Source organism: Planctomycetaceae bacterium, from assembly GCA_039680605.1.
Classification (GTDB): domain Bacteria; phylum Planctomycetota; class Phycisphaerae; order SM23-33; family SM23-33; genus JAJFUU01.
The window spans coordinates 12483-25151 of sequence record JBDKTA010000063.1; the positions used below are offsets into that span (position 1 = coordinate 12483).

Annotated in this window: 9 protein-coding genes; 7 read left to right on the top strand and 2 right to left on the bottom strand. The window is 63.6% G+C overall.

Going from position 1 to position 12669, the window contains the following annotated elements:
- Window positions 1-210: 210 nt before the first annotated feature.
- Window positions 211-1851 (top strand): ATP-binding protein, encoded by a 1641-nt coding sequence (locus ABFD92_18545; GenBank protein MEN6506540.1) that lies wholly within the window; start codon window positions 211-213, stop codon window positions 1849-1851.
- Between the two features lie 382 nt (window positions 1852-2233).
- On the top strand, window positions 2234-3424 hold the full coding sequence (locus ABFD92_18550) for an aldo/keto reductase (GenBank protein MEN6506541.1): 1191 nt from the start codon (window positions 2234-2236) through the stop codon (window positions 3422-3424).
- A 72-nt stretch (window positions 3425-3496) separates the two neighbouring features.
- On the opposite strand, the gene ABFD92_18555 is transcribed toward ABFD92_18550, so the two are convergent.
- Window positions 3497-4399 (bottom strand): thioredoxin family protein, encoded by a 903-nt coding sequence (locus ABFD92_18555; GenBank protein MEN6506542.1) that lies wholly within the window; start codon window positions 4397-4399, stop codon window positions 3497-3499.
- Between the two features lie 121 nt (window positions 4400-4520).
- Here ABFD92_18555 and ABFD92_18560 point away from each other — a divergent pair, with 121 nt between their 5' ends.
- Window positions 4521-4664 (top strand): hypothetical protein, encoded by a 144-nt coding sequence (locus ABFD92_18560; GenBank protein ID MEN6506543.1) that lies wholly within the window; start codon window positions 4521-4523, stop codon window positions 4662-4664.
- Window positions 4665-4832: 168 nt separating this feature from the next.
- Here ABFD92_18560 and ABFD92_18565 read toward each other — a convergent pair whose 3' ends face one another.
- On the bottom strand, window positions 4833-5684 hold the full coding sequence (locus tag ABFD92_18565; GenBank protein ID MEN6506544.1) for a sugar phosphate isomerase/epimerase: 852 nt from the start codon (window positions 5682-5684) through the stop codon (window positions 4833-4835).
- Window positions 5685-5872: 188 nt separating this feature from the next.
- Here ABFD92_18565 and ABFD92_18570 point away from each other — a divergent pair, with 188 nt between their 5' ends.
- The 4 genes from ABFD92_18570 to ABFD92_18585 all read left to right on the top strand — a co-directional run bounded on the left by ABFD92_18570 (window position 5873) and on the right by ABFD92_18585 (window position 12630).
- Window positions 5873-8185, top strand: coding sequence for a HEAT repeat domain-containing protein (locus tag ABFD92_18570; protein MEN6506545.1), 2313 nt, complete (start codon window positions 5873-5875; stop codon window positions 8183-8185).
- Between the two features lie 113 nt (window positions 8186-8298).
- On the top strand, window positions 8299-10659 hold the full coding sequence (locus ABFD92_18575; protein ID MEN6506546.1) for a HEAT repeat domain-containing protein: 2361 nt from the start codon (window positions 8299-8301) through the stop codon (window positions 10657-10659).
- A gap of 55 nt (window positions 10660-10714) precedes the next feature.
- Window positions 10715-11062 carry a 4a-hydroxytetrahydrobiopterin dehydratase gene (locus ABFD92_18580; protein ID MEN6506547.1) on the top strand — a complete coding sequence of 116 codons (348 nt, stop codon included), beginning with the start codon at window positions 10715-10717 and terminating at the stop codon, window positions 11060-11062.
- Between the two features lie 242 nt (window positions 11063-11304).
- Window positions 11305-12630 (top strand): 2-isopropylmalate synthase, encoded by a 1326-nt coding sequence (locus ABFD92_18585; GenBank protein MEN6506548.1) that lies wholly within the window; start codon window positions 11305-11307, stop codon window positions 12628-12630.
- Window positions 12631-12669: the final 39 nt, after the last annotated feature.

Sequence of the window (12669 nt, forward strand, 5' to 3'; positions counted from 1 at the left end):
GAGATTCACATTGACAGTGGCAGGCGGCGTCGGTAAAAGAACAGATGAAAGCTAGATGAGATTCGGTCGACCAGCCTTTTCATATATATCATCCAGCGGTCATCTCGGGCAGGTCGGGCGGAGAATCCGTGGTTGCGGCCCCCGCGCAAGGGGGTCCGATCTGGATATCCACCCGGTCCTACGTCTCTCCGGAATGGAGAGGGGCTATTAGTGGCATCCATACAAATTATCCAGGGTCCTGACCGCGGCAAGACACTCGACCTGCGAGAGGGCGAGAACATCCTCGGCCGCCAGAGCGGTTCGCTCGAACTGACCGACAGCACGGTATCGCGCCGGCACTTCATGCTCAGCCGCCAGGCGGGGCGATGGGTGCTGACGGACCTGGGCAGCGCCAACGGAACGTACCTCAACGGCGTCAAGCTCTCCAAGCCTGCGCCGCTCAACCGCGGCGACCAGATCCGCTGCGGCGGGTCGCTGCTGGTGTTCGTCGACGTCGATAGCCGCGTGGCGCGAAGCGGGTCGGTCGTCGACGTGGACGAGAACGGAAATCTCGTCGAGGCCAACATCGTCGCCACGCTGCCCTCGAATGAAGACTCGGTCATCATCCCGACGCCCGAGGCCGGCGCCACCGCCATCGACAACCTGCGGTTCCTCTACGAACTCATTCGCGAGCAGGGGACGGTCTTCGACGTCGACCAGTTGCTCGACCATATCCTCGGCCGAATCTTCGACATCCTGCCCGCCGACCGCGGCTTCACCATGCTGATCTCCGATGAGGGCAAGCTGAACCTCAAGAGTTCCCGCTTCGCCAAAGGCGTGGCCGACGAGACGCCGCCGATCTCGCGCACGATCATCAACGAGGTGCTCAACAATCAACTGGGCGTGCTGAGCACCAACGCGATGTCGGACAAGCGGTTCGCCGCCGGAAAGAGCGTACACAATTATGGCATCCGCTCGGCGGTCTGCGTGCCCATCAAGGGGCGCGACAAGATCCTGGGCATCATCCACCTCGACTGCAGCCTCTCCGAGCACACGTACTCGACCGAGCAGCTCCGCCTGCTGACGGCCATCGGGTACCAGACCGGTCTGGCGGTGGACAACATCCGCCTGCACCTGGCCAACGTGCAGCAGGAGCGGTTGGCCGCCGCCGGCGAGACGGTGGCGGTTTTGAGCCACCACATCAAAAACATCCTGCAGGCGCTGGGGGCCGGCACGGACGTGGTGGAGATGGCGCTGAACGCCAACAACATCGCCAAGGCCAAGAGCGCCTGGCCGATCGTGCAGCGCAATCTAGGGCGTATCAACGGGTTCATCCTGAACATGTTGGCCTTCAGCAAAGACCGCGAGCCGCTGATGGTCAAGACCGACGTCAACGAAGTGCTCGAGGATTGCGTGTCGCTGGTCTCGGCGGCCGCGGACGAGCGCGGCGTGGCGGTGGTGACGGAACTGGGCGAGAACCTGCCGATGATTCCGGCCGACGCCGACGGGCTGCGCCAGGCTCTGCTGAATCTGGTCAACAACGCCATGGACGCCGTCCGCGACAACGCGGGGATCATCACCCTCAAGAGCCGCTACGAAAAGACCGAGGGCAGCGTGATGCTGACGGTGATCGACAACGGCGCGGGCATTTCGCCCGAGCAGATGGACAAGATCTTCAACCCCTTCTACAGCGGCAAAGGGCAGCGCGGCACGGGCCTGGGCCTGGCCGTGGCACGTAAGATCGTCAACGAGCACCACGGAAAGATCGACGTCGATAGCACCCCCGGCGAGGGTACCAGCTTCGCCATCACCTTGCCCGTCAGCCGCCCGGCCATGGAAACCACCTCCGCCCCCGCCATCCCGGGGCGGTAAAACTTACCACAGAGACACAGAGGGCTCTGAGGTAAAACAAGACCGGGGAAAGGACACAAAGGACGGCAAGGACTGCAAAGACAAAAGCTCTTGTCCTGGTTTTTCTTTCTTCTTCCCAATCCTCTTAATCATTTCCCAATCCGGTAATCCCGCACTCCCCGTCCCTGAGCCGGAAAAGAAACAACCGACGACGAGGACGAGGACGACGACGAGGACGAAGAACCCATAGTCCCATGCGTCTCTCTTTCCCAATCCTCTTAATCATTTCCCAATCCGCGTAATCCCGCACTCCCCGTCCCCGTTCGGTTTTTGGTTTTTTCCTCTGCGCCCTCTGTGTCTCTGTGGTAAGTTTTTATCTGTATTCCATCCCGAAAGGACTCCCATGCAGTACCGTCGCTTTGGCCGGACCGAGTTGCAGATGCCGCTGATCACTTGCGGCGGAATGCGGTTTCAATTCCAGTGGCAGGACCTGCCGCTGTCCGACGTCCCCGCCGACAACCAGAACAACATGGCCGCCTGCGTCCAGCGGGCGTTCGAACTGGGTATCAACCACTTCGAGACCGCCCGCGGTTACGGCTCCAGCGAGCGACAGCTCGGGCTGATCCTGCCCAAGCTGCCGCGCGACGCCATTATCGTCCAGACCAAGATCGCCCCCGAGGACGACCCCGCCGTCTTTGTCGCCAACTTCGAGGAATCGCTGCGACGGCTGAACCTCGATTGCGTCGACCTGCTGGCGTTGCACGGGATCAACGACGAACAGGTGCTGCACCAGGCCGTGCGACCCGGCGGGTGCCTGGCGGCCGCCCGGAAGATTCAGGCCGCCGGCAAGGCCAAACACATCGGCTTCTCGACGCACGGGCCTGCCGACGTGATCGTTGCGGCCATCGAGCACGAGGGCGACGGCGGGTTCGACTACGTCAACCTGCACTGGTTCTATATCCAGCAGTGGAACTGGCCGGCGATCGAGGCCGCCACCCGGCGCGACATGGGCGTGTTCGTCATCAGCCCCGTCGACAAGGGCGGCAAGCTCTACGAGCCCCCGCAGCGCCTGGTCGACCTGTGCCAGCCGCTTCACCCGATCGTCTTCAACGACCTGTTCTGCCTGTCGCACCGGCAGGTACACACCCTGAGCATCGGCGTGTCGCGCCCGAGCGACTTCGACCACCACGCCCAGGCCGTCGACCAGCTCGAGCGGGCGCCGGCGCTGCTGGCGCCCATCGTCGCGCGGCTGGAGCAGGCGTACGAAGCGGCGGTCCAGCCGGCGCTGCGAAACCCTATGGCCATGGGCCTGCCCACCTGGAAGGACACCCCCGGCGAGATCAACATTCCCTCGATCGTCTGGCTGCGAAACCTCGCGGCGGCATACGACATGATCGAGTACGGCAAGATGCGCTACAACCTGCTCGGCAGCGGCGGGCACTGGTTCCCCGGAAACCGCGCCGACAAGATGGACGACCTGGACCTGCGCGGCGCCTTGGGGAAACATCCCGCGGCCGAGGCGGTGCTGGCCGCTGTGCGCGAGGCCCACGCCTTGCTCAAAGGCGAAGAAGTCAAGCGGTTGCAGACGGAGTAATGCGGAGCGCGGCAGCAACGGCCGCTTGCTCTGTGAGCTTTGGAAATCCGCAGTGCCGGCTCGCGCCGGGATCTATTCTTCCTTGGCGGGGAACGCTCGCTCGAGCACCGTCTTGATCATCTGGACCTTGTTGCCCTCGGGGGCGATCTTGAGAGCCTCCTGGAGGGTCTTCTTGCTCTCATCGAGTTGCTTGGCGCCGTAGAGCGCCTGGGCCTTGAGGAACAGCAGGTCCTGGGCCAGTTGACCGGTGGCCTTGAGTTTCGTCATCGCCGCGTCGATCTTGGCCAGAGCTTCCTTTATCTTGCCCGCGGACATCTCCTTTTGCACATCCGCCATGACGACGGCAAGTTCGTATTTGCCGCTCAGGCCGGCCTTGTTGCCTTCGTCGAGCTTGACGATCTCGTCGACGGTTGGGCGATAGAAATTGACCGCTACCGCCGGGTCGATTTCCGACAGGGCTTTATCCAGCAGCTTGGCCTTGTCGAGCCCGGAGGCCTTGGCCGCCGCGGCCAGCGCCTCGTCGCGCCGCACGCGGATCTGCCGTTTGGCGTTGAGCGTCTCCATGTACTTCTTGGCGCCGCCTTCCTGGTATCCCAATTCGGCGTAAGGCCTCCCCTGCGCGTCGAGCAGGTAGATCGTGGGGAAACCCTGCACGCCGAGTTTCTGCTGCCACTGGCGGTTCTGGGCCGTCAGCTCGGCCGAAAGCTTCTTGCGGGGGAAATCCAGCGTCACCAGCACGAACAGCTTGGGCGCTTCGGTGACGAAGGGCTCCTGGCTGAAAACTTCCTCGTGCAGCTTGATGCACCAGCCGCACCAGTCCGAGCCGGTGAAATCAAAGAGCAGGTCTTTGCCCTCTTTCTGGGCCTGGGCCATTGCGGCCTTTACGTCAGAACCCCACTTGGCCTCGCCGCGCGCCAGATCGCCAAAAGCCAACGCCACGCAGATCATCGCCGCCGCCGCTATTCGATTCGTCATGTCGCGCCCTTTCTATAAGGTCGGTGCTGCAAGTAACTATAACACGTCGGCAGGCAATACCCATTGCCAAATGATCCGTCCAAGCGTACAATCCCCAGCCCAACCGTTGAAAGGATGTGCCATGGGAGAGCGCAGAGAACGTAAAGATAAGCGTCTGGCCAACCAGAAGGCCACGCGCCTGAAGAACGCCCCTCGCAAAGTCAAAGCCCGCGTACGCAAAGCCGCCCGCGAAGAAGCCAAGACAACGCGCCGAACCGAGAAGTAATCTGTGGAGTGCGGCAGCCAAAGCTGCCGCTTTGGAAGTTTTCCGGCGGGGTGCCATGACGGCCGCTGTGCAGCCGCCATGTCCCTGACCGTTCCCCCACCCATGGCGGCTGAGAGATGGCGCCATGCTCGTCCATCTGTCGTATTCGAAAAACTACCAAAGCGGCAGCTAAGGCTGCCGCAATCCATACGCTGCGCGGAGGTTTTTCAGTCCCGCCGCCAGGCCCTTCAGGCAGTCGTCCGAGCCTTCGTATTCGATGGAGATGAATCCGTTGTATCCGGCGGCCTCTATCGCCGCCACGCAGCCGCGAACGTCCACGCTGCCTTCGCCCACGGCAGTGCCTTCCAGCAGCGCCCCGCCGCGAGAGCGCAGGCCGCCCTTGCCGGCCGACGCCGCCGCTGACGTGACGCGGAAGTCTTTGGCGTGGACATGCACGGCGAAAGGCGCCATCCGCCGCGTGGCGGCCACCGGATCGTCGTCGGCGCAAAGGAAGTTGCCGATGTCGATCAACCAGCCGAAGTTCGGGTCGGCCACCGCGCGGGCGAGTTTCTCGCAGCGGATCGAATCCTGCACGAAGTACCCGTGATTCTCGACGCACGTTCGGATGTTCAATTCCGCCGCAAACTGCGTGATCTGCCGGCAGGCGTCGGCCAGCGCGGGCAACACGGCGTCGAACTCGGCCTCGGATTTGCTCTGATCGGGCCCGCGCCACGCGGCGTCGTGCCGAAGCACGGGAGCCCCCAGGATCGCGGCGATCTGCAGCTCGCGCTTCACGCCCTCGACAGCGGCGGGGGTGTTGTCCAGCAGATTCGCCCCGACCGTGTACGACACGATGGGCAGACCGAACGCCGCGCAAGCGTCTTTGACCCCGGCCGCCAGGTCTTCCGGCGCCTCACCGCCCAGGCCGGTGAATTCCATGCCTTCGAACCCCAGTTCGGCCGCGGTTTCGACCGCCCAGAGCAAGTCCTTGCCCCTGCCCAGATATTGCGAAAAGCTGTAACTGCTGACGGCGGTTTTCATACGGCACTCCTGTTCAGAGCAGAACTGTAGCGGCAGACGGCATGCCCGTCAAGCCACGGCGCATTCGCCCCGCCACCGCCCGCGGTCGCCAGCCCGGCGCCGTGGGCTTCACGGAAAATACCCTACACCCGGTGTTGGCGCATGGGTACAATTTCAGGAGTCGCGGCCACGGTATCTCAAGGTGGAGTATGTGGTTCACCAACAATCGCGCCACGGTCATGGCGGCCGGTCTCGTCCTGTCCACAATGACATCTGCGGCAGTAGCGGCTGAACCGCTCTCACGCCGGCAACTGCTGCTGGCCGGTTCGCGCGATCCCAACGCGAGAATCCGCAAGGCATCCGTCACGGCCTTGGCGGAATTCAAGGATCCCACGATCTCCGATGCCTTGATCGATCTGGCAAACGACCCCGATCCGTCTGTGCGCGAAGCCACGGTCCGGACGCTGGCCGCCGCACCGACCCCCAAGTGCTTTGACATTTTCGTGAAGGTCCTGGCCGATAGAAATCTGCGATGGAAGGCAGCCGCGGTTGAGGGCCTGGCCAAGCTCAAAGACCCCCGCTGTGTTGAGCCGCTGGTGGGGCTGCTCCGTGCGCCCAGCGACTACGACGCCCAACTCGCTCGCCGTGTGATCATCAGCCTCGGCGAGGGCGCGGTTCCCGCAGTGGCCCAGGCGATCAAGAGCCGCGAGTCCCTGCGCAGGGATCTGGTCCAGATCCTGCTGGCCATAGGAACAGCCCAGGCCCGAACCGCGCTGGCCAAGGCCGTCGCCGATGACGATGCGACCGTAAGGCTGGCTGTCGTCCAGGCGTTGGCTGTTCCGGACAAGGCGCCCCTAGCCGAGCCTCTCCTTAAGACGGCAGTGGAAGATTCCGACCCGTCGGTCCGGCTGGCCGCAATGCAGAGCATGGCCGCGCTCTGTGCTACAGGGCACGTGCCTGAGGCACTGGCAAGCAGTGTGCTCAAGGGCCTCTCTCACCCGGACCCGAAGCTGCGAGCGGGAGCCGTGGCACTCTCAACATACGCGCCCAAGGACCAGGTACTCCAGCCCCTGATCAAGCTGCTGCAGGATCCCGAGGTCGCCATTCGGCGCAAGGTTGCCCAAAAACTCTCGTACACGACCGATCCGGTCGTGCTGAGCCCGCTGATCAAGGCGATGGAAGATACGGATCCCGCAGTCAGTCGCGACGCCGCGATAGGGGTAGCGCGTTTCAACCGACCCGAGGCGATCCCATTCCTGAAAAAGCTGGCGATCAAGAGCACCCACAGCGACCGTGAGATATGCCGGATGCTGGCCGGCCTTGGCCCAAAGGGCATCGACGCGCTGCTTGAGATTGTGGCCGCCAACGTCCCCTCCAGCAAAGGGGCCGAGAGAATGCTGATCGACAAGCGAGACGGGCAGGTCTTTGCCGGCGCCAGGGACTTCATCAACAGGGCTGCGACCCCCGAGGGACGACGCCTCTTTGTCAACATCATCGCCTCATTCAAGGACTCCGCGGCCGCCGCGGCCCTGGGCGAGACGCTCAAACACCCGGATCAGACCACGCGCCAAAGCGCAGGCCAAGGCCTCATTCGGATGGAAACGGATCACTCCGCCTCGGTTCTGGCCAAAGCATTCAAGGACCTGGACCCCAAGATCCGTCTGGAACTGGTGAAGTCCATGGGAGATTACTCCGAGGTGAAGCTGGCGCCGGTCATTGATGCGGCGACCCAGGACAGCGAACCTATGGTCCTTGCCGCCACGGCCTATATTCTGACCAAGAAGCGAAACCCACAGACGCTTGCGGTAATGTGTCGCCTGGTGGACCGGGGAGTGCTTAAGGAGTCTTCGCCCCTGCCGGATATGCAGAAGAACATGTTCCTCGATGTCCTGGGCCGCTTTGAAGACACGCGCGCCACCCCCACGTTGTTACGCGCTCTCAAGGACCGCACCATGCCCGTTCAGACCCGCCGCAGCATCGCGTATGCCCTGGGCGCTACGGGCGGACCGGGCGCCGGCGAGGCGCTGTTGGCCTGTGCCGCCGAGAAGGACGAAAACCTGCAGGAGGGCTGCGCCTGGGCGCTGGGCCAACTGCACGTCAAAGCTGCGTCAAAGATCCTTCAGGAACTATCCGCTGACGAAAAGACTTTGCCCTTCAACCGGGCGGCGGTGGCCCTGGCGGCGGTGGATTCCAGGGCTGCCCACAAGCCCTTCCTGGCGCTGCTGCGGCGGAGCCCTGAAGACGCCGAACTGCTCAAGATGATGCAACACGCAAAGGATGGCGACGTCGTGGACGTGCTGGTCGCCGCTCTGGAATCCCGGAAACAGATCTTTCGCGCGGCGCATTGGCTGGGGCAGATCGGCGACGAACGGGCTGTGGCGCCGATGGAAAGACTTGTCTCAACATTGGACAACAAAGACTTGCGCGACACCGTAAGCAACCAGCTCCACTGGGTCAGAATCCGGCTCAAGCGTGCTGCTCGATCCGGCGCGGCTACCCCCCCCGCACAACCCCCGGAATAGCCGGTCCGTTCGACGGATATTTGCGTTGATGGCGGACGGGCCACGGTTGCATAATAACCATCGGCTGCGGCGACCGGCTCGCCGCCGGGGACAACTATAATCGAGGTGGGCGTATGCGAAACTTTCTGACGGGGTTCGGTGCGGCGTTGTGTGCCGCCTTGTGCGCTTTCAGCGGAGCAGCCGCTGACAATCCCCCCTCGCGGCTGGAGGTGCTGCTAGCCGGGTCCAGGGACCCCAACGAATCGCTGCGCAGGTCATCCATCAAGGCGCTGGCGGAAATCAAAGACCCGCGGGTGACCGATGCGCTGATCGAACTCAGCGCCGATACCAACGCCGAGATCCGCGAATTGGCGCTGGAGTCGATGGCCGCCGTGGTCACCCCCAAATGCTTCGACGCCCTGGTTTCGGCGCTGGCCGACAGCAACGACCGCACGCGAATGCACGCCGCTCGCGGCCTGGCGGCGTTGAAAGATCCGCGATCCATCGAACCGCTGATGGAACTGCTGGGCCCGCACCGGTATGACACCTACAGTCGCGGGACCGATGTCGCCGCCATCATCATCGATTTTGGCGACAAAGCCGTCGCCCCCGTCGCAAAGGCTCTCCAAACCCGCAGCGCCCTGCGGGCGTCATTGATCCAGATTCTCGCGGCCATCAACACCAAGGCCGCGAACGCGGAATTGGCCAAGGCCGCCGCCGCCCAGGATTGGCGCATGCGGTTGGCGGTGATCGAGGTCGCGGCCCGCCCCGAGACGCGGGGCAACATGGAAAAGATCGTCGCCCAAGGCCTGAAGGACCCAATCGCATCGGTGCGGTTTGCAGCCATTGCGGCGCTGGACCGCCTGTCCCAGCAGCCCTCGCCGCCGTCGGAGGCGCTGCAGAATGCCATCGTCTCGGCCCTCAACGACAGCAACCCGTCCACGCGCGAGCGGGCCGTGCAACTGGTCAATCGCCTGGATGACGCCCACGCCCTGGCGCCGCTGGCCAGGCTTCTGGCCGAGGGCAACGTCAATGTGCGGCGGCAGGCGGTCGCGAGGCTTTCGAACATGACCGACGAGGCGGCCGCAGCCCCGCTGATCAAGGCGCTGGACGACTCCGACGCCTCCGTCAGCCGCGCCGCCGCGCTGGCCCTGGCCAGGCTCAACCGCCCCGAAGCGATCCCCGCGCTCAAGCGGGCCGCAATGGGCGAAGGCGAAAGCAGCGACTACCAGGCCCTCGACGCCTTGCGCCAGATGGGTCCCAAGGCCGTCGCGGCGCTGCTGGAGATCGCCCGGGCGAAGATTCCCGCCAGCCGCCGCGCCGCCAGAATGCTCATGGACATCAACGACCCTGCCGCCGTCGCCGGCGTCTCCGAGGCCATCAAGAGCGGCGACCCTCAGACTCGCAGGGAACTCATCGCCGCCATGGGCTCCTCGCGACAGCCTTCGGCGATCTCCGTCCTGACCGACGCGATCAAGGACTCCGACGAGGGCGTCAGAATCGCCGCCGTCGCGGCGCTGGGCAACCTTCGCACGCGAGCGGCCGTGGGTGTGCTGGGCACGGCCATGAAGGACCCCAACTCACGCGTGCGTCAGCAGGTGGTTCAGACGCTGGCGAACAACCAGACCAGCGCTTTGGCCGACGACATCGCCATCGCCCTGGCGGACGTGGCCGACGAACCCGACAAACAGATTCAAATGTCCGCCGCGTCGGTTCTGGCTCGCACCGATAGCGCAAAAGTCGTCCCGCTGCTGTGTCGCCTGATTGAAAAAGGAATTCTTGCCGGCTTCGCCAGCCGCGACAGTTTCCGAGTCTCCATCGTGGAGGCCCTGGGTCGCCCGGGCGATACGCGCGCCACGGGCACGCTGGTGGGGCTCTTGAAGGACTCGCCCGACGCGCAGGTGCAATACTCGGCCGCGTATGCCCTGGGGCGCACGGGCGGCCAGGGCGCGGGTGAAGCCCTGATCGCCGCCATGGGCAAAGGCGATGCGCGCGTGCAGGAGATGTGCGTCGTGTCGCTGGGAAAGCTGCGTGAAAAACGGGCGGCCAAGCCTCTACAGGAAATGGCCGCCCAGGAAGGCGGTCCGATGATCCGCTCCATCGCCATTGCCCTGGCCAGGATCGATTCCAAGGCCGCCTGGAAACCCTTCCTGACAATGCTGAACCAGCAAGGCGGCGATGCTGCCGTCCTGGCCAAGGCATTGGAAGAATCCGGCGGCAGTGACGTCGTCGAGGCCTTGATTGCCATGTTGGGCCAGCCGTCTTTGCCAGCCCACATGCAGGTGATCTATTGGCTGGGGCAGGTGGGCGATGCGCGGGCCATCGAGCCGCTGCAGAAACTGACGGCCCTGGGCAGAGGCAGTCTCGCGGGCAACGCCGCATATTCCGCCCTTGAGATGATCGCCCGAGAGGCGCGCACAAAGCCTCCTCGCCCGTCACACGCAAGGCCGAGGTATTCCGCCAGCAGACCCGCATCGAGACCGCGTCCGAAGTGATCGGGCCTTCGGAGCTCCGCGGTGCCTATGATTGCATAGCAATCAGGAGCAGGCTATGGACCAGAATCAAAACGCAATGTGCTCGCTGGCCGATCGTGAATGCGTCCCTTGCAAGGGCGGCACGCCGCCGCTGCAGGGAGAAGAGATCGAGCAGTTTCAGGAGCAGCTCGGCGGCGGCTGGGAGGTCGTCGACAGTCGCTGTCTGTCGAAGGCCTGGAAGTTCAAGAACTTTCGACAGGCCCTGGATTTCACCAACCGCGTCGGCGAACTGGCCGAGCAGACCGGGCATCATCCTGACATCCGCCTGGGCTGGGGCAAGGTGGCGGTGGAGTTGACCACGCACAAGATCGGCGGGCTATCGGTGGCCGACTTCGTCATGGCCGCCAAGATCGACGCCCTGTAATAACCTTCCTTCGAGGCGAAAGAACCGACGACGAGGACGAGAGAACGCATCTCAACGTCTTTGCTTCTTTCTTAATCCTCTTAATCTTTTCCCAATCCCGTCAACCTGCCTGCCGGCAGGCAGGTCCCGCACTCCCCGTCCCCTTGCTCATGCAACAGGTTTGAAATGCGCGGCTGCATGGGTTATAATGCCCAGACTCGAATGGGTTGCGCCGATATGGCGCCTGAAGCAGGAATAGCGACTTGGCTGAAAACAGCAAGAAATACGCGTTGCAGGACATCGACGAGCCTCAGCTCTACCGGGAGCAGTTTCCCTTCGCGAAGCTGCCTCGGGTGATCTTTGACGGCAAAGATGTGCCGATGGCTGCCGCCTCGGAAATCTGGGTGACCGATACCACGTTCCGGGACGGGCAGCAGTCGCGACCTCCTTATACCGTCGAGCAGATCGTCGATCTGTATAAGCTCATGAGCAAACTCGACAATGGCACGGGGACCATCCGCGCCTCCGAGTTTTTCCTGTATTCGCGCAAAGATCGCGAAGCCGTCGACAAGTGCCGCGAGCTGGGCCTGACGTTTCCGGAAGTGACCGGGTGGATCCTCGCCCGCAAGCAGGACTTCAAGATCGTCAAGGAAATGGGCCTGCCCGAGACGGGCATTTTGACCAGTTGCAGCGACTATCATATTTTTCTCAAGCTCAAGAAGTCTCGCAAGCAGGCGATGGACCTGTACCTGGAGATCGCCCGCACGGCGCTGGAAGAAGGCATCCGCATCCGCTGCCACTTCGAGGACATCACGCGCGCGGATATCTACGGATTCGTCATCCCGCTGGCCCAGCAGCTCATGCTCCTGCGCCAGCAGTACAAGCTCGACGTCAAGATCCGCCTTTGCGACACGCTGGGCTTCGGCGTGCCCTGGGCGCAGGCGGCCCTGCCGCGGTCGGTGCCCAAGATCGTCCACGCGATGATCCACGACGCCGGCGTGCCCGGCGAACTGCTGGAATGGCACGGGCACAACGACTTCCACAAGGTCGTGATCAATCCGGTGACGGCGTGGCTCTACGGCTGCGCCGCGTGCAACGCCAGCCTGCTGGGCATCGGCGAGCGCACGGGCAACAGCCCGCTGGAGGCGATGGTGGTCGAGGCCGCCCAGCTTCGCGGGCATGATGATAACGTGAATTACGCCGCCATCACGGAGATCGCCGACTACTACAAGAACCAGATCGGCGACGCGGTGCCGCACGATTATCCGCTGGTCGGGCGCGACTTCAATACCACCCGTGCGGGCATCCACACCGACGGGCTGCTCAAGAGCGAAGAGATCTACAGTTGCTTCGACACCGCCGCCATCCTCAACCGCCCCGCTGGGGTCGTCATCACCGACAAGTGCGGCGCCGCGGGCATCAAGCACTGGATCTCGACGCACTACAAGGTCGACGTCCCCAAGGACGACTCGCGACTGCGGGCGATCTTCGACATCGTCCAGGCCCAGTACGACGACGGCCGCACGACGTCCATCAGCGACGACGAGATGCACGCCTGGTACGCGGAGTTCTTCCAAGGCAAGCGGTAGTTGGACCGAACCCCCAATAGCGCCCCTTCACGAACAGGA

Coding starts and splice junctions, on each gene's coding strand:
- ABFD92_18555 (MEN6506542.1), bottom strand. CDS start 4,399: ATGACGAATCGAATAGCGGCGGCGGCGATGATCTGCGTGGCGTTGGCT.
- ABFD92_18560 (MEN6506543.1), top strand. CDS start 4,521: ATGGGAGAGCGCAGAGAACGTAAAGATAAGCGTCTGGCCAACCAGAAG.
- ABFD92_18575 (MEN6506546.1), top strand. CDS start 8,299: ATGCGAAACTTTCTGACGGGGTTCGGTGCGGCGTTGTGTGCCGCCTTG.
- ABFD92_18580 (MEN6506547.1), top strand. CDS start 10,715: ATGGACCAGAATCAAAACGCAATGTGCTCGCTGGCCGATCGTGAATGC.
- ABFD92_18565 (MEN6506544.1), bottom strand. CDS start 5,684: ATGAAAACCGCCGTCAGCAGTTACAGCTTTTCGCAATATCTGGGCAGG.
- ABFD92_18550 (MEN6506541.1), top strand. CDS start 2,234: ATGCAGTACCGTCGCTTTGGCCGGACCGAGTTGCAGATGCCGCTGATC.
- ABFD92_18570 (MEN6506545.1), top strand. CDS start 5,873: ATGTGGTTCACCAACAATCGCGCCACGGTCATGGCGGCCGGTCTCGTC.